The organism is Oryzomicrobium sp. (genome assembly GCF_036820405.1).
Classification (GTDB): Bacteria; Pseudomonadota; Gammaproteobacteria; order Burkholderiales; family Rhodocyclaceae; genus Oryzomicrobium.
On record NZ_DAISLS010000018.1, the window covers coordinates 25151 to 41673 of the forward strand.

Here is a 16523-nt window from a genome sequence, read left to right on the forward strand (position 1 = left end):
ACCACTCCTCACTTTACTGCGCCTCCTCGCCCCTTATGCTGCAGCGCCTGACCATCCGCGATTTCGTCATCGTCGACCGCCTCGAACTGGAGTTCGCCCAGGGGTTCGGCGCTTTCACCGGGGAAACCGGGGCCGGCAAGTCGATCCTGGTGGATGCCCTCGCCTTCGTCCTTGGCGAGCGGGCCGACAGCGGCCTGGTGCGCGCCGGCGCCGCCCGGGCCGAGGTGACGGCGGCTTTCGACGTCGCCGCCCTGCCCGGCGTGGGCGAGTGGTTGGCGGAGCAGGACCTGGCTGCCCCCGAGGACGGCGAGCTGCTGCTGCGCCGGGTGCTCGAAGCCGGCGGCCGCTCCCGGGCCTACATCAACGGCAGTCCGGCCACCTTGCAGCAATTGAAGGCGGTGGCCGAGGACCTGGTGGACATCCACGGCCAGCACGCCCATCAATCCCTGCTGCGCGGTGACGCCCAGCGCGCCCTGCTCGACGGCCAGGCCGGCCTGCGCGACGACGTGCGCGCCGTGGGCGAGGCCTGGCGCGCCTGGCAGGAGGCCCGGATGCTGTTCGACGAGGCCGAGCGCAACGGCGCCCAACTGGCCGAAGAGCGGGAGCGCCTGGCCTGGGAGGTGCAGGAACTGGAATCCCTGGGACTGGCCGGCGACGAATGGGAAAGCCTCAACCTGGAGCACAAGCGCTTGGCCCACGCCGCCAGCCTGATCGACGGGGCGCGCTATTCCCTGAACGTGCTGACCGACGCCGAGGGCGCCTGCGAGGAACAGCTGGACGGGGCCCTCACCCGGCTGGACGACCTGAGCAGCTTCGACCCGGGCCTTGCCGCGGTGGCCGAACTGCTGCGCTCGGCCCAAACCGAACTGGTGGAGGCGGTTTCGGAACTACGCCGCTACGCCGACCGGGTCGAGCTCGATCCGGACCGGCTGGCGGAAGCCGAGCGGCGCATCGACGCCGTGCTGTCCTGCGCCCGCAAGTACCGGGAAACCCCGGAAACCCTGCCGGCTCGCCTGGAATCGGCCCGCCAGCGCCTCGCCCAGCTGGGGGAGGCTTCGGACCTGGAAGCCCTGGCGGCCCGGGTGGCGGCGGCCGAATCCCGCTACCGCGGCCTGGCCCAGGCGTTGTCCAAGAAGCGCGCCAAGGCGGCGGAAGCCCTGGGTAAGGAGGTCTCGGCGGTGATGCAGGAACTGGCCCTGTCCGGTGGCAAGTTCCAGATCGGGCTGGTGCCTCTCGAAGACGGCAGCGCCCATGGCCTGGAGCAGGTGGAATTCCGCATCGCCGGCCTGTCCGGCAGTGCCGCCAAGCCCCTGGCCAAGGTGGCCTCCGGCGGCGAACTGTCGCGCATCAGCCTGGCCATCCAGGTGGTCACCACCCGCCAGGCCAAGGTACCCACCCTGGTCTTCGACGAGGTGGACGTGGGCATCGGCGGCGGCGTGGCCGAGGTGGTGGGGCGCCTGCTGCACCGCCTGGGCCAGGACCGGCAGGTGCTGTGCGTCACCCACCTGCCCCAGGTGGCGGCCCGGGCTGATCACCAGTGGCAGGTGGCCAAATCCCAGAAGGGCGGCGAGGTGCTCAGCCGGGTGCTGTCCCTGGACGCTCCGGGCCGGGTCGAGGAAATCGCCCGGATGCTGGGCGGGGTGGAGATCACCGCCACCACCCGGCGCCACGCCGAGGAGATGCTGGCGGCGGGGTGAGGGCGGTCCGGCCGAGACAAAAGAAAAACGCCGCAGCAATGCGGCGTTTTTTCATGGGGAGGCGCGGTGGGCGGCAGGCTATTCGGTGCCGCGCTGGAACTTCTCGTCCTCGGCTTGCTTGCCCGGACAGTCGGGCTTGGTGCATTCCACGTACAGATACAGGGCGTGGTCCTGGAGCGCGTAGCCGCGTTCCGCGGCGATCTTCTGCTGGCGGCGCTCGATTTCCTCGTCGAAGAATTCCTCGACCTTGCCGCAGTTCACGCACACCAGGTGGTCGTGGTGGCGCCCGGCGTTCAGCTCGAACACCGCCTTGCCGGATTCGAAATGGTGGCGCTCCAGAATGCCGGCCTGCTCGAACTGGGTCAGCACCCGGTAGACCGTGGCCAGGCCGATATCCATGTCCTCGGCGATGAGCAGGCGGTATACGTCCTCGGCGGTCAGGTGGCGCACGCTGCTCTTCTCGAACAGTTCGAGAATCTTCATGCGCGGGAAGGTTGCCTTGAGGCCGATGCTCTTGAGGCTCTGGGACGAGGAATTCATGGGCAATCTCGGGGGGAGTGATTTCAGAGTGGGGGAGCAGGGACGGCCGGTTTGCCGGCGGGCGGACCGTCAGGGGGCGGACGCGGACGTGGCGCGTTCTCCTTTTGGGCTATGATATACCGTTTCGGTGCCCCGGGAAAAAGCCGGGTGCCAGTGTTTTCGGGTGATTCCGGGCGATTCGGGCGAAAAACGCCAGTTCCTTCCGGAGTGCCGCCACCTTTTTTCGCCATATCAGGTCTTTCATGTCCCGACTCGTGCTTTGCGGTCTGTGCGCCGTTTCCGTCGCTCTGGCAGCCTGCTCTCCGCCCAAGCTGATCAACGAATACAAGATCGACGTGCAGCAGGGCAATGCCCTGACCCAGGACCAGGTCGCCCAATTGCGCCCCGGGCTGACCAAGGATCAGGTGCGCTATGTGCTGGGCACGCCCCTGCTTTCCGATGCCTTCCACGCCGACCGCTGGGACTACGTGTACCGCATGCAGAAAGGCGGCGCCAAGGAAGTGGATGCCCGCCGCCTGACCGTCTATTTCCAGGACGGCAAGCTGGCCCGGGTGGCTGGCGACGTGGTGGCCAAGAACGCCCAGGGCGAGGCTGCCGGACTGGACACGCCTGAGGAGAAGACCCGGGTGATCGATCTCGGTTCCCTGCCCGCCGACGGTAAACCCCTGCCGCCGGCCGAGGGTGAGCGCGGCTTCTTCGGCCGCATGCTGGAAAAGATCGGCCTGTAAGGCCCCGGGCCGGAGGCGCGCCTGAGCCGTCGGGCGCAGCCCCCCTTATCCCCCATTACCGGGCCGGAGCCGCTGCTGGAACTCCGGCCTTTCGTTTCAAAGGATCAGCCATGACCAACCGTCTCAACATCGCCGTGGCCGGCGCTTCCGGCCGCATGGGCAAGATGCTCATCGAAGCCACCCTCAACGACGGCGAGGCCGTCCTCACTGCCGCCCTGGACCGGGCCGGCAGCTCGGGCGTCGGCAAGAATGCCGGCGAGCTGGTGGGCCTGACCTCCGACGTGGTGGTGACCTCCGACCTGCGCGCGGGCCTGGCCCGCTCCGGCTGCCTGATCGACTTCACCCGCCCCGAGGGCACCCTGGAGCACCTGGCCCTGTGCCGCGAGCTGGGCGTGGCCATGGTGATCGGTACCACCGGCTTCGATGAGGCGGGCAAGGCGGCCATCGCCGAGGCGGCCAAGGACATCCCCATCGTCTTCGCGCCGAACATGGCCGTGGGCGTGAACGTGGTTTTCAAGCTGCTCGAAACCGCCGCCCGCATCCTCAACCAGGGCTACGACATCGAGATCGTCGAGGCCCACCACCGCCACAAGGTGGACGCCCCGTCCGGCACCGCCCTGCGCATGGGCGAGGTGGTGGCCGCCGGCGTCGGCCGCGATCTCAAGGAGTGCGCCATCTACGGCCGCGAGGGCGTCACCGGCGAGCGCGACCCGTCCACCATCGGCTTTGCCACGGTGCGCGGCGGCGACATCGTTGGCGACCACGTGGTGATGTTCTGCGGCACCGGTGAGCGCGTCGAGATTGCCCACAAAGCCGGCAGCCGCATGCCCTATGCCCTGGGCTCGCTGCGCGCCGCCCGTTTCCTGGCGTCGCGCCAGAACGGCCTGTACGACATGCAGGACGTGCTCGGCCTGCGCTGAGCGGGCCCGCCCGCCGAGGGCGCCCACCGACGCACGGAAATGGTGCGCTGGCCCGGTCCGGAAATGCCCGGGGAAGGATGGGGCAAAGGGCTCGTGGCGCCTGCGGATTTGCCCGGGGAGGGGGTGATCCGCTATAATAGAAGGGTTTAGCAAATTCAATCGCCGAGGCGGGAGGGACCACCAGTCCGTCCCGCTTCGCGTATCTAGTTCTGGAGTTTTTCGTGTCGCCCTCCACGACCCAAGCTGCCTCCCCCCTGCTTCCCCCCTATCCGCCCGCCGTCCTGGTGCTGGCCGACGGCACCGTGTTCCGCGGCTACTCCATCGGCGCCGAAGGTTCCACCTCCGGCGAGGTGGTCTTCAACACTGCACTCACCGGCTATCAGGAAATCCTCACCGATCCGTCCTACTGCCGCCAGATCGTCACCCTGACCTATCCGCATATCGGCAACGTCGGCTGTAACGCCGGGGATTTCGAGTCCCGCGCTAACTTCGCTGCCGGCCTGGTGATCCGCGATCTGCCGGTGCGTGCCGAGAACTGGCGCCTCGAAGAGACCCTGCCCGACTACCTGAAGAAGCATGGCATCGTTGCCATCGCCGGCATCGATACCCGCAAGCTGACCCGCATCCTGCGCGAGAAGGGTGCCCAGGCCGGCGCCGTCGTCGCCGGGGTGGCCGACGAGGCCCGCGCCCTGGCGGAAGCCAAGGCCTTCCCGGGTCTGGCCGGCATGGACTTGGCCAAGGTGGTGTCGGTGGAGTCGTCCTACGAGTGGAACGAGGGCGAATGGACCCTCAAGGGCTTCAGCGCTCCCGCCGCGCCGCGCTTCAACGTGGTGGCCTACGACTTCGGCATCAAGCGCAACATCCTGCGCATGCTGGCGTCCCGGGGCTGCAAGGTCACCGTGGTGCCGGCCCAGACCCCGGCTTCCGAGGTGTTCAAGCTCAACCCGGACGGCGTGTTCCTGTCCAACGGCCCCGGCGATCCGGAGCCCTGCGACTACGCCATTACCGCCATTCAGGAAATCCTGGCCAAGCGCATCCCCACCTACGGCATCTGCCTGGGCCACCAGCTGCTCGGCCTGGCCTCCGGCGCCAAGACCATGAAGATGAAGTTCGGCCACCACGGCGCGAACCATCCGGTCAAGGACGTGGAGACCGGCCAGGTGCTGATCACCAGCCAAAACCACGGTTTCGCCGTGGATGGCGATACCCTGCCGGCCAACGTCAAGGTGACCCACGTCTCCCTGTTCGACGGCTCCCTGCAAGGCATCGCCCGCACCGACGTGCCGGCCTTCTCGTTCCAGGGACACCCTGAGGCGAGCCCGGGCCCCCACGACGTGGCCTACCTTTTCGACCGCTTCGTGCGGATGATGGAAGAACACCAAGCGGCCCGCTAAGGCGCCGCGAGCAGACAAGGCGTACCCATGCCGAAGCGTACAGACATCAAGAGCATCCTCATCATCGGCGCCGGCCCGATCGTCATCGGCCAGGCGTGCGAATTCGACTACTCCGGCGCCCAGGCCTGCAAGGCCCTGCGGCAGGAGGGCTACAAGGTCATCCTGGTGAACTCCAACCCGGCCACCATCATGACCGACCCGGAGATGGCCGACGTCACCTACATCGAGCCGATCACCTGGCAGGTGGTGGCCAAGATCATCGAGAAAGAGCGTCCCGACGCCCTGCTGCCCACCATGGGCGGCCAGACTGCGCTCAACTGCGCCCTCGACCTGGCCAAGCACGGCGTGCTGGACAAGTTCGGCGTGGAAATGATCGGTGCCTCCAAGGAAGCCATCGACAAGGCCGAGGACCGGGAGAAGTTCAAGGCCGCCATGACCAAGATCGGTCTCGGCTCCGCCCGTTCCGCCGTGGCCCACTCCATGGAAGAGGCCTACCAGGTCCAGGCGATGATCGGCTTCCCGGCCATCATCCGCCCGTCCTTCACCCTGGGTGGCACCGGCGGCGGCATCGCCTACAACATGGAAGAGTTCGAGACCATCTGCAAGCGCGGCCTCGAAGCTTCCCCCACCAGCGAACTGCTGATCGAGGAATCCCTGATTGGCTGGAAAGAGTTCGAGATGGAGGTGGTGCGCGACCACAAGGACAACTGCATCATCGTCTGCGCCATCGAAAACCTGGACCCGATGGGGGTGCACACCGGCGACTCGATCACCGTCGCCCCGGCCCAGACCCTGACGGACAAGGAATACCAGATCATGCGTAACGCCTCGATCGCGGTGCTGCGCGAGATCGGGGTGGATACGGGTGGTTCCAACGTCCAGTTCTCGATCAGCCCGTTCGACGGCCGCATGATCGTCATCGAGATGAACCCCCGGGTGTCCCGTTCCTCGGCCCTGGCGTCCAAGGCCACCGGCTTCCCCATCGCCAAGGTGGCGGCCAAGCTGGCCGTCGGCTACACCCTGGACGAGCTGGCCAACGAGATCACCGGCGGCAAGACCCCGGCCTCGTTCGAGCCCTCGATCGACTACGTGGTCACCAAGGTGCCCCGTTTCGCCTTCGAGAAGTTCCCCACCGCCGATTCCCGCCTGACCACCCAGATGAAGTCGGTGGGCGAGGTGATGGCCATCGGTCGCACCTTCCAGGAATCACTGCAAAAGGCCCTGCGCGGCCTGGAAGTGGGCGTGGACGGCTTCGACGAGAAGACCTCCGACCGGGAAGAGATCGAAAAGCAGCTGGCCGAGGCCGGTCCGGACCGCCTGTGGTACGTGGCCGATGCCTTCCGCGCCGGCCTGTCCCTGGAGGACATCCAGCGCCTGACCCACATCGACCCCTGGTTCCTGGCCCAGATCGAAGATCTGTACCTGAAGGCCAAGTCCCTGGAAGGTCGTACCCTGGAATCCCTGTCCAAGGATGAACTGCTGGCCCTCAAGCGCGCCGGCTTCGCCGACAAGCGCTTGGCCAAGCTGCTCGGCACCACCCAGACCGCCGTGCGCGAATACCGCCACGCCCAGTCGGTGCGTCCGGTGTTCAAGCGCGTTGATACCTGCGCCGCCGAGTTCGCCACCAACACCGCCTACATGTACTCGACCTACGAGGAAGAGTGCGAGGCGGCGCCCACCGACAAGAAGAAGATCATGGTCCTGGGCGGCGGTCCGAACCGCATCGGCCAGGGCATCGAGTTCGACTACTGCTGCGTGCACGCCGCCATGGCCATGCGCGAAGACGGGTACGAGACCATCATGGTCAACTGCAACCCGGAAACCGTGTCCACCGACTACGACACCTCCGACCGCCTGTACTTCGAGCCGCTGACGCTCGAAGACGTGCTGGAGATCGTCAATGTCGAAAAGCCGGTGGGCGTGATCGTCCAGTACGGCGGCCAGACCCCGCTGAAGCTGGCCCGGGACCTGGAAGCCAACGGCGTGCCCATCATCGGCACCAGCCCGGACATGATCGACGCCGCCGAGGACCGGGAGCGCTTCCAGAAACTGCTCAACGACCTGGGCCTGCGCCAGCCGCCCAACCGCACCGCCCGCAACGAGACCGACGCCCTGCGCCTGGCCGCCGAGATCGGCTATCCGTTGGTGGTCCGCCCCTCCTACGTGCTGGGCGGCCGGGCCATGGAGATCGTGCACCAGCAAGCCGACCTGGAGCGCTACATGCGCGAGGCGGTCAAGGTGTCCAACGATTCGCCGGTGCTGCTCGATCGCTTCCTCAACGATGCCATCGAAGTGGACGTGGATGCCCTGTCCGACGGTAAGGAAGTGATCATCGGCGGCGTCATGGAACACATCGAGCAGGCCGGGGTGCACTCCGGCGACTCGGCCTGTTCCCTGCCGCCCTACTCGATCTCCCCGGCCCTGGTGGACGAGCTGCGCCGTCAGACCATCGCCATGGCCAAGGCCCTCAACGTCTGTGGCCTGATGAACGTCCAGTTCGCCATCCAGGGCGAGACGGTCTACGTGCTGGAAGTAAACCCCCGGGCCTCGCGCACCGTGCCCTTCGTCTCCAAGGCCACCGGCCTGCAGCTGGCCAAGATCGCCGCCCGCTGCATGGCCGGCCAGAGCCTGGCCAGCCAGGGCGTGACCAAGGAAGTGATCCCGCCGTACTTCTCGGTGAAGGAAGCGGTGTTCCCCTTCGCCAAGTTCCCCGGCGTCGACACCCTGCTCGGACCCGAGATGAAGTCCACCGGCGAGGTGATGGGCGTGGGCGAGACCTTCGCCGAAGCCTTCGTCAAGAGCCAGCTGGCCGCCGGCGTCAAGCTGCCGGCCTCCGGCAAGGTGTTCATCAGCGTCAAGGATTCGGACAAGACCAAGGCCGTCGATGTGGCCAAGGACCTGGCCTCCTGCGGCTTCACCATCCTCGCCACCCGCGGCACCGCGGCGGCGATCGGGGCCGCCGGCGTACCGGTGACCGTGGTGAACAAGGTGGCCGAGGGCCGTCCCCACATCGTGGACATGATCAAGAACAACGAGATCAGCCTGATCATCAACACTGCCGACGAAAAGCGGCAGGCGATCACCGACTCCCGTTCGATCCGCACCTCCGGCCTGGCGGCGCGGGTGACCATGTACACCACCATCTGGGGCGCCGAAGCGGCGGCCGAGGGGATGAAGAACCGGGGCGACCTGGTGGTTTATCCCATCCAGACGCTGCACAGCCAGATCCACTAATCCCTCAGAAAACCGCCGGGGTCGCCCGTTCTCGGGCGCCGGCGGTTTTGCTTTACCTGATTTACCTAATCGACCAAGACCGATCTATCGGGGAATTCCCATGAGCAAGATACCGCTGACCGTGGCCGGGGCCGAGAAGCTGCGCACCGAATTGCACCACCTCAAGACCGTCGAACGCCCGGCCGTGATCCAGGCCATTTCCGAGGCCCGCGCCCAGGGCGACCTGTCGGAAAACGCCGAGTACGACGCCGCCAAGGAAAAACAGGGCTTCATCGAAGGCCGCATCCAGGAACTGGAAGGCAAGCTGGGTAACGCCCAGATCATCGACCCCAAGCTGCTCGACGCCGACGGCCGTTGCGTGTTCGGTTCCACCGTGGAACTGGAGGACCAGGATTCCGGCGACCAGGTGACCTACCAGATCGTCGGCGAGGACGAGGCCGACATCAAGGAGCGCAAGATTTCCGTGTCTTCGCCCCTGGCCCGCGCCGTGATTGGCAAGTACGCCGGCGACGTGGCCCAGGTCCAGGCGCCGGGCGGCATGCGCGAGTACGAGATTCTCGACGTCCGCTACGAATAAACGCCAGTGCCTACCCCGCAGGGGGCTGCCCGGAAACCCGCGCCTGGCGCGGACTTTCAGACAGCCCCGCTGCGGATCGAGCATCGACGCGCCTTTTCACGACCTCATCGCAACCTCATCGCCATGCCTGCCGCCAAGAACCTGCTGACCACCGTGACCGAGAGCCTGCACGCCGCAGCCCTGGTGCTGTGGGTCGGCAGCCTGTGGACGTTGGGTTACCTGGTGGCGCCCCTGCTGTTCTCCAGCCTCTCCGACCGGACCCTGGCGGGCAACCTGGCCGGCCGCATGTTCCAGGCCGGCGGCTGGCTGGGGCTGGCCTGCTTCGTCCTGCTGGCGCTGCTGATGTTCGGCCGGGACGGCCTGGCGACCCTGCGCCGCCTGGATTTCTGGCTGCTCGTGCTGATGGCCCTTGTCGCCGCCGCCAATCTGTTCGGCATCCAGCCCCTGATGGCGACCATGAAGGCCGATGCCTGGCCCCGGGACGTGATGCAGTCGGTGATGCGCGAGCGCTTTGCCGCCTGGCACGGCGTGTCGAGCATCCTCTATCTGCTCCAGAGCCTGTGCGGGCTGGTGCTGGTGGCCCGGCTGGTGCGGCGCTAGCCGTAGCCGTTGCAGCCATGAAAAAAGCCGCCCGCGGGCGGCTTTTCGGTTGCCGGGAGGGCACACTCCCGAATTCCCGTCACTCCTTCTCGGAGCTACCCTGGAAGCTGCGCTTGGTGCGGCGCGCTTCGCGGCGGCCACGGCGGCGCCCCGGAGCGGCGGCATTGCCCTCGTCCTCTGGGGCGGGGCGGTACAGCACCAGCAGCTTGCCGATGTGCTGGATCGGGGCGGCATTGAGGCGCTCGCACAGTTCGGCGAGGAACGCTTCGCGCTCTTCCCGGTCGTCGTTGTAGACCCGCACCTTGATCAGTTCGTGGGCCTTCAGGGCGACATCGGCTTCGTGCGCCACGGCGTCGGTCAGGCCCTTCTGGGCGATCGACACCACCGGGTGGAGCTCGTGGGCGCGGGCCCGAAGCGCCCGGCGTTGGGCGGCGGTAATGACCAGCATTGGTAAGTAAACCTCAGAAAAAGCACGGATTTTAGCGAATGGCACGATCCAAGACCAGCAGCGCCTGGCTCAACGAGCACGTCCACGACCATTGGGTGCAGCGCGCCAAGGCCGAGGGCTACCGGGCCCGGGCCGCTTTCAAATTGCTCGAGATCGACGAGAAGGACCGGCTGCTGCGCCCCGGCGAGGTGGTCGTGGACCTGGGGGCGGCGCCGGGCAGCTGGAGTCAGGTGGCCGCCGCCAAGGTGGGGGCCAAGGGCAAGGTGTTCGCCCTGGACCTGCTCGATATCGAGCCTTTGCCCGGGGTGCGCTTCCTCCAGGGCGACTTCCGCGAGGAAGCGGTGCTGACCGAGCTGGAACAGCGCCTGGAAGGGGCCAAGGTGGGGGTGGTGCTGTCGGACATGGCCCCCAACACCTCGGGCATGGCCTCCATCGACCAGCCGCGCATGATGTACCTGGTGGAACTGGCCCTGGATTTTGCCCGCCAGCACTTGAAACCCGATGGCGCCTTCCTGGTCAAATGTTTTCAGGGCGAGGGCTACCCGGAGTATCTCAAGGCGATGCGCGACACTTTCGCCACGGTGGCGACTCGCAAGCCCAAGGCGTCCCGAGACCGCAGCGTGGAGATTTACCTGCTGGGCAAGGGGCTGAAGCGCTAGGGATCGCGTGAAAAAGTGTGTGGAAACAGCGGCGAGCGCGGCGAAAAGGGTCGCTTTTTTCACACAGTCTGTCACGGTCACGCGGGGCGGGCATGGTTTAGAATGCGGAATCCCACAGGAGGACGCCGGCAGCGGCGCTTAAAGGAGTCACCTTGAACAACATGTTCAAAAATCTGGCGATCTGGGTGGTGATCGGTCTCGTGCTGATGACCGTCTTCAACCAGTTCAATGGCCGTCAGGTCGCCCAAAACTCGATGGACTACTCCCAGTTCATCGAGGAAGTGAAGCAGGGCCGCATCACCAAGGTGGTGATCGAGGGCCGCAATCTGAAGGCCACCACCTCGGAAGGCAAGAAGATCACCACCTTCGCGCCCCCCGATCTGTGGCTGGTGTCCGACCTGCTCAAGAACGGCGTGAAGGTCGAAGCCAAACCCGAGGAAGAGCCCTCGGTGCTGATGAACATCTTCGTCAGCTGGTTCCCCATGCTGCTCCTGATCGGCGTCTGGGTGTTCTTCATGCGCCAGATGCAGGGCGGCGGCAAGGGGGGCGCATTCTCCTTCGGCAAGTCCAAGGCACGCATGCTCGACGAGGCCAGCAACTCGATTACCTTCGCCGACGTGGCCGGCTGCGACGAAGCAAAGGAAGAAGTCTCCGAACTGGTCGAGTTCCTGCGCGATCCCTCCAAGTTCCAGAAGCTCGGCGGTCGCATTCCCAAGGGCGTGCTGATGGTGGGCAGCCCGGGTACCGGTAAAACCCTGCTGGCCAAGGCCATCGCTGGCGAGGCCAAGGTGCCGTTCTTCTCGATCTCCGGTTCCGACTTCGTCGAAATGTTCGTCGGCGTGGGCGCCGCCCGGGTGCGCGACATGTTCGAGCAGGCCAAGAAGCACGCCCCCTGCATCATCTTCATCGACGAAATCGACGCCGTCGGCCGCCACCGTGGCGCCGGCCTGGGCGGCGGCAACGACGAGCGGGAACAGACCCTCAACCAGTTGCTGGTGGAGATGGACGGCTTCGAAGGCCACTCCGGCATCATCGTCATCGCCGCCTCCAACCGTCCCGACATCCTCGACCCGGCCCTGATGCGCCCGGGCCGCTTCGACCGCCAGGTGGTGGTGCCCCTGCCCGACATCCGCGGCCGCGAGGAAATCCTCAAGGTGCACATGCGCAAGGTGCCGGTGGCCGCCGACATCAAGGCCGACATCATCGCCCGCGGCACCCCCGGCTTCTCCGGCGCCGACCTGGCCAACCTGGTCAACGAGGCCGCCCTGTTCGCCGCCCGCGCCAACAAGCGCCTGGTGGACATGGACGACTTCGAGAAGGCCAAGGACAAGATCATGATGGGCGCCGAGCGCCGCAGCATGGTGATGACCGAGGAAGAGAAGAAGAACACCGCCTACCACGAGTCCGGCCACGCGGTGGTGGCGAAGATGCTGCCCAAGTCCGATCCGGTGCACAAGGTCACCATCATCCCTCGCGGCCGCGCCCTGGGTGTGACCATGCAACTGCCGGAACAGGACCGCTACGCCTACGACCGGGGCTACCTGCTCGACCGCATCGCCGTGCTGTTCGGCGGCCGCATCGCCGAAGAGCTGTTCATGGACCAGATGACTACCGGCGCCTCGAACGACTTCGAGCGGGCGACCCAGATGGCCCGGGACATGGTGACCCGCTACGGCATGTCCGACGCCCTGGGGCCCATGGTCTACGGCGAGAACGAGGGCGAGGTCTTCCTCGGCCGTTCCATCACCACCCACAAGAACGTTTCCGAGGCCACCCTGCAAAAGGTGGATGGGGAAATCCGCCGCATCATCGATGAGCAGTACGCCCTGGCGCGCCGCCTGCTCGACGAGAACCGGGACAAGGTCCACGCCATGGCCAATGCCCTGCTCGAGTACGAGACCATCGACGCCGACCAGATCGACGACATTATGGCCGGCAAGCCGCCCCGTCCGCCGCGCCGGCCGAGCACCACGCCGGCCTCGTCTAAGGACGATTCGCCGGGGGCCGCCCCCAGCGCCGCCGCCACGGCCTGACCGGGTCGGCGGGCCTGCTTCGCCACGGGCCGGGAGTCATCCCGGCCCGTTTTGTTTTGCCCCGAGTTTGCTTTCTGCCATGAACCACCTGCACTGCGCCGCCTACCGTCTGCCCCTGGACCGCCCCCTGGTCATGGGCATCGTCAACCTCACGCCCGATTCGTTCACCGGCGACGGCCTAGCGGGAGGAGGGGACGTGGTGGCGCGGGCTATCGAGCACGCCAGGGCCCAGTGGGAAGCCGGCGCGGACATCCTCGACCTGGGGGCCGAATCCACCCGCCCCGGCGCCATCGCCACGCCGCTCCAGGAGGAGCTGGACCGGCTGCTGCCGTTGCTCGAAGCCATTGCCGGCTGGGGTGTGCCGGTCTCCATCGACACCTACAAGCCGGAAGTGATGCGCGCCGCCATCGCCGCCGGTGCGGCCATGATCAACGACATCTGCGGTCTGACCCGGCCCGGCGCCCTGGAGGCGGTGGCCGCGTCCGACGTGGGGGTGTGCCTGATGCACATGCAGGGCGAGCCCGGCACCATGCAGGTGGCGCCTCAATACCGGGACGTGGTGGCGGAAGTGGGCGACTTTCTGGCCGGGCGCGTGGACGCCTGCCGGGCCGCCGGCATCGACGATGCGCGCATCGTCCTCGACCCGGGCTTCGGCTTCGGCAAGACCCTGGAGCACAACCTGGCCCTGCTGCGCGACCTGCCCGCCACCTCGCCCGAGGGGCTGCCCATTCTGGCCGGCATGTCGCGCAAGACCATGATTGGGCAGATCACCGGCCGGCCGGTGGCCGAGCGCCTGCCCGGCAGCCTGGCTGCCGCCTTGCTGGCGGCCGACGGCGGCGCGAAAATCATCCGTGTTCACGACGTGGCGGCCACCCGGGACGTACTGTCCGTCTGGCAGGCCGTCCGCCAGCAATAAGGGCCCCGGGCCCCATCCAACAACAGCGAGGGAGTCTTTCCATGAGCCGCAAATACTTCGGCACCGACGGCGTGCGCGGTCGCGTCGGCACTTTCCCCATCACCCCGGACTTCGTCATGCGCCTGGGCTATGCTGCCGGCCAGGCCCTGCGCGAGCGCTGGGAGGGCGGCAAGGCCGGTGCCGAGCGCCCGGCGGTGCTGATCGGCAAGGACACCCGAATCTCCGGCTACATGCTCGAAGCCGCCCTGGAAGCGGGCTTTTCCGCCGCCGGGGTCGACACCTGCCTGACCGGTCCGCTGCCGACCCCGGCCATCGCCTATCTGACCCGGGCCCTGCGCCTCCAGGCCGGCGTAGTCATCTCGGCCTCCCACAATCCCTACTACGACAACGGGATTAAGTTCTTCTCCGCCTACGGCACCAAGTTTCCGGACGAAGTGGAGCAGAACATCGAAACCCGTCTGGAAGCAGCCGACGGCCCCCTGTCCTGCGTCCCGTCCGCCCAGTTGGGTCGGGCGCGGCGCATCGACGACGCGGCGGGGCGCTACATCGAGTTCTGCAAGAGCACCTTTCCCAACGACCTGGACCTGCGCGGTCTGAAGATCGTGGTGGACTGCGCCCACGGCGCCGGCTACCACGTGGCGCCGCCGGTGCTGCACGAACTGGGGGCGGAGGTGGTGGCGGTGGGGGCAACCCCCAACGGCCTCAACATCAACGACGGTGTTGGCGCCACGGCCCCGCGCAGCCTGGCCGAGGCGGTGCTGGCCAACCGCGCCGACCTGGGGGTGGCCCTGGACGGCGACGGCGACCGGCTGCTGATGGTCGATGCCCAGGGCAACGGCTACGACGGCGACCAGCTGCTCTACGCCATCGTGCGCAGCCGCCTGCAGCAAGGGCCCGTGGCCGGCGTGGCCGGCACGCTGATGTCCAACCTGGCCCTGGAGCACGCCCTGCAGGCGCTGGAAATCCCCTTCGTGCGCACCAAGGTGGGCGACCGCTACGTGGTGGAAGCCCTCAACCAGCGCGGCTGGCTCTTCGGCGGCGAAAACTCGGGCCACATCCTGTGCCTCGACCGCCATTCCACCGGCGACGGCCTGGTGTCGGCCCTCCAGGTGCTGGCTGCTCTGCGCCAGCAGGGGGGCACTCTGGCCGAACTGCTGGGGGGCTTGACCCTTTATCCCCAGGTACTGGTGAACGTGCGCTTCGCCAAGGGCACCGCCTGGCAAGGCAACTCGGGCATCGAGGCGGCCCAGCGGGCCGTGGAGGCGGAATTGAACGGCCAGGGCCGGGTGCTGCTGCGCGCTTCGGGCACTGAGCCTTTGCTGCGGGTGATGGTCGAAGGCCGGGATGCGGCCCAGGTCGAGCGCCTAGCCCACCAATTGGCCGATGCGGTGCGCGACGCGGTTGGGGGCGAGGAACTGGCGGCTCATTGACCCTGTAACGTAAAAAGAGAAGAGGGGATGGGCGGCGGGAGTACGCTGGAGTCACGGCGGGGGTATGGTCGTGTCACGGCGCTGTAACAATCCGCCCCTAGACTGCCCGGCGCCGTGGCGCCCATGCCATTGCGCTGAGCCGTTCAGGCGCCCCGGGAGACGTTCCGCATGAAACTGGTCCAATTCGCTGCCATTCTCGGCATTGTCGTCGCCGGTGGCGCGAGCCTCGGTGCCGCCCATGCCCAGTCCGCCATCGTCCGGGTGGACGGCTCGTCCACGGTGTATCCGATCACCGAGGCCGTGGCCGAGGATTTCCAGAAGACCAGAAGGAACGCCGTGCGGGTGACCGTGGGTATTTCCGGCACCGGCGGCGGGTTCAAGAAATTCTGCCGCGGCGATATCGACGTTGCCGACGCCTCCCGCCCGATCCTGCGCAAGGAGATGGACGCCTGCCGGGAAAACGGCGTGTCCTACTACGAGCTGCCGATCGCCTATGACGCCCTGACCGTCATCGTCAATCCGCACAACACCTTTGCCTCGACCCTGACCGTGGCCGACCTGCGCAAGATCTGGGAGCCCGCCGCCCAGGGGCGGATCACCAACTGGAACCAGGTGAACCCGGCCTTTCCCGACATGCCCCTCAAGCTTTACGGCGCCGGGGCCGATTCGGGCACCTTCGACTATTTCACCGAAGCCGTGGTGGGCAAGGCCAAGGCTTCCCGGGGCGACTACACCGCTTCCGAGGACGACAACGTGTTGGTCCAGGGCGTGGCCCGCGACAAGGGGGGGCTGGGCTACTTCGGCTTCTCGTATTACCTGGAAAACCAGAAGAAGCTGAAAGCCGTGGCGATCGACGGCGGCAAGGGCAGCGTGCTGCCGTCCCACCAGACCGTGGAAGATGGCACCTACGTCCCCCTGTCGCGCCCCGTCTTCATCTACGTGAGCGCCAAGTCCCTGGACAAGCCCGAGGTGAAGGAATTCGTGGCGTTCTACTTGAAGCATGCCTCCAAGCTGGTCCGGGAAGTGAAGTACGTGGCCCTGCCCGGCAAGGTCTATGACGCCAACGTGGAGCGCCTGGCCAGGAAGAAGGTGGGCACCGTGTTCGGCGGGGAGGAGGCCGTGGGCCTCCGGATCGAGGACCTGGTGCGCCGCGAAGCCCGGCTCTGAGGCGGTGTCGTCTCGTTCCTGCGTGTTGCCGCGTGTTGCCATCCCACGGCTTGCCGGCCATCGGGGCGGGCGAATCCGCATGAACGGCCTAGCTGCCGCAATCTGTCCCGGGAAATGGGGGGGAGTAGGCTATGGCCGTCCGGTCCGGGCTATCCCTGAATCCGCCTTCCTTTCATAATC

The 16523-nt window shown here is 66.9% G+C and carries 14 protein-coding genes; 12 read left to right on the forward strand and 2 right to left on the reverse strand.

Features of this window, described 5'->3' with window-relative positions; genetic code table 11:
• Positions 1-35 precede the first annotated feature (35 nt).
• The gene (gene recN / locus V7Z98_RS16520) at positions 36-1697 is read left to right on the forward strand and encodes a DNA repair protein RecN (RefSeq protein ID WP_334159160.1); all 1662 of its coding nucleotides are present in this window, start codon (positions 36-38) and stop codon (positions 1695-1697) included.
• A 78-nt stretch (positions 1698-1775) separates the two neighbouring features.
• On the opposite strand, the gene fur is transcribed toward recN, so the two are convergent.
• Entirely contained in the window at positions 1776-2237 is a 462-nt protein-coding gene (fur, locus tag V7Z98_RS16525; RefSeq protein ID WP_293265726.1) for a ferric iron uptake transcriptional regulator, read from the reverse strand.
• Between the two features lie 242 nt (positions 2238-2479).
• Between fur and V7Z98_RS16530 the strand changes: the two genes are divergently transcribed.
• The 6 genes from V7Z98_RS16530 (at position 2480) to V7Z98_RS16555 (ending at position 9690) form a co-directional block, all read left to right on the forward strand.
• Positions 2480-2965, forward strand: a complete 486-nt coding sequence (locus V7Z98_RS16530) for an outer membrane protein assembly factor BamE (RefSeq protein ID WP_293265728.1) — start codon at positions 2480-2482, stop codon at positions 2963-2965.
• A gap of 110 nt (positions 2966-3075) precedes the next feature.
• Positions 3076-3885, forward strand: a complete 810-nt coding sequence (dapB, locus tag V7Z98_RS16535; RefSeq protein ID WP_293265730.1) for a 4-hydroxy-tetrahydrodipicolinate reductase — start codon at positions 3076-3078, stop codon at positions 3883-3885.
• 221 nt (positions 3886-4106) lie between these two features.
• The gene (carA, locus tag V7Z98_RS16540; protein WP_334159163.1) at positions 4107-5279 is read left to right on the forward strand and encodes a glutamine-hydrolyzing carbamoyl-phosphate synthase small subunit; all 1173 of its coding nucleotides are present in this window, start codon (positions 4107-4109) and stop codon (positions 5277-5279) included.
• A 27-nt stretch (positions 5280-5306) separates the two neighbouring features.
• Positions 5307-8513, forward strand: a complete 3207-nt coding sequence (gene carB / locus V7Z98_RS16545; protein ID WP_334159165.1) for a carbamoyl-phosphate synthase large subunit — start codon at positions 5307-5309, stop codon at positions 8511-8513.
• Positions 8514-8613: 100 nt separating this feature from the next.
• Positions 8614-9090, forward strand: a complete 477-nt coding sequence (gene greA / locus V7Z98_RS16550; protein ID WP_293265736.1) for a transcription elongation factor GreA — start codon at positions 8614-8616, stop codon at positions 9088-9090.
• Positions 9091-9213: 123 nt separating this feature from the next.
• Positions 9214-9690, forward strand: coding sequence for a DUF4149 domain-containing protein (locus V7Z98_RS16555; protein WP_293265738.1), 477 nt, complete (start codon positions 9214-9216; stop codon positions 9688-9690).
• Positions 9691-9769: 79 nt separating this feature from the next.
• On the opposite strand, the gene V7Z98_RS16560 is transcribed toward V7Z98_RS16555, so the two are convergent.
• A complete protein-coding gene (locus V7Z98_RS16560) occupies positions 9770-10138 on the reverse strand; it encodes a YhbY family RNA-binding protein (RefSeq protein WP_334159167.1) in 369 nt (122 codons plus the stop codon).
• A 38-nt stretch (positions 10139-10176) separates the two neighbouring features.
• On the opposite strand from V7Z98_RS16560, the gene rlmE reads away from it, so the two are divergent.
• From rlmE to V7Z98_RS16585, 5 genes are all read left to right on the forward strand, one after another.
• A complete protein-coding gene (rlmE, locus tag V7Z98_RS16565) occupies positions 10177-10797 on the forward strand; it encodes a 23S rRNA (uridine(2552)-2'-O)-methyltransferase RlmE (protein ID WP_293265742.1) in 621 nt (206 codons plus the stop codon).
• Positions 10798-10949: 152 nt separating this feature from the next.
• Positions 10950-12830, forward strand: coding sequence for an ATP-dependent zinc metalloprotease FtsH (gene ftsH, locus V7Z98_RS16570; protein WP_293265744.1), 1881 nt, complete (start codon positions 10950-10952; stop codon positions 12828-12830).
• 79 nt (positions 12831-12909) lie between these two features.
• Complete coding sequence (folP, locus tag V7Z98_RS16575; protein WP_334159168.1) at positions 12910-13746, forward strand: dihydropteroate synthase; 837 nt, start codon at positions 12910-12912, stop codon at positions 13744-13746.
• A gap of 41 nt (positions 13747-13787) precedes the next feature.
• Complete coding sequence (glmM, locus tag V7Z98_RS16580) at positions 13788-15176, forward strand: phosphoglucosamine mutase (RefSeq protein WP_334159169.1); 1389 nt, start codon at positions 13788-13790, stop codon at positions 15174-15176.
• A 168-nt stretch (positions 15177-15344) separates the two neighbouring features.
• Positions 15345-16343, forward strand: coding sequence for a PstS family phosphate ABC transporter substrate-binding protein (locus tag V7Z98_RS16585; protein WP_334159171.1), 999 nt, complete (start codon positions 15345-15347; stop codon positions 16341-16343).
• Positions 16344-16523: the final 180 nt, after the last annotated feature.